The organism is Paenibacillus sp. 23TSA30-6 (assembly GCF_014858585.1).
Taxonomy (GTDB): Bacteria; Bacillota; Bacilli; order Paenibacillales; family Paenibacillaceae; genus Paenibacillus.
Map to the genome: position 1 here is coordinate 1 of NZ_SLTL01000116.1, position 365 is coordinate 365.

Annotated in this window: 3 tRNA genes and 1 rRNA gene; all 4 read left to right on the plus strand. The window is 54.8% G+C overall.

Annotated elements, in window-relative coordinates:
• Positions 1–75 (plus strand): 5S ribosomal RNA (gene rrf, locus E0698_RS27795); the annotation flags it as partial.
• Between the two features lie 37 nt (positions 76–112).
• Positions 113–189, plus strand: a tRNA-Ile gene (locus E0698_RS26345).
• Positions 190–211: 22 nt separating this feature from the next.
• Positions 212–287, plus strand: a tRNA-Ala gene (locus E0698_RS26350).
• A 4-nt stretch (positions 288–291) separates the two neighbouring features.
• A tRNA-Asn gene (locus E0698_RS26355) sits at positions 292–364 on the plus strand.
• The last annotated feature ends 1 nt before the right edge of the window (position 365 follow it).

Below are 365 nucleotides of genomic sequence, written 5' to 3' on the forward strand. Positions count from 1 at the left end.
AACACGACCGTTAAGCCCTCCAGCGCCGATGGTACTTGGACCGCAGGGTCCTGGGAGAGTAGGACGTCGCCAAGCAATGTCCCTTTAGAGGATAATGAAGACATACATATTAGGGCCTTTAGCTCAGCTGGTTAGAGCGCACCCCTGATAAGGGTGAGGTCGGTGGTTCGAGTCCACTAAGGCCCACCACTTCTTGATGAAAAAAATGACTGGGGCCATAGCTCAGCTGGGAGAGCGCCTGCCTTGCACGCAGGAGGTCAGCGGTTCGATCCCGCTTGGCTCCACCAATATTCCCTGATAGCTCAGTTGGTAGAGCACTCGACTGTTAATCGAGTTGTCACAGGTTCGAGTCCTGTTCGGGGAGC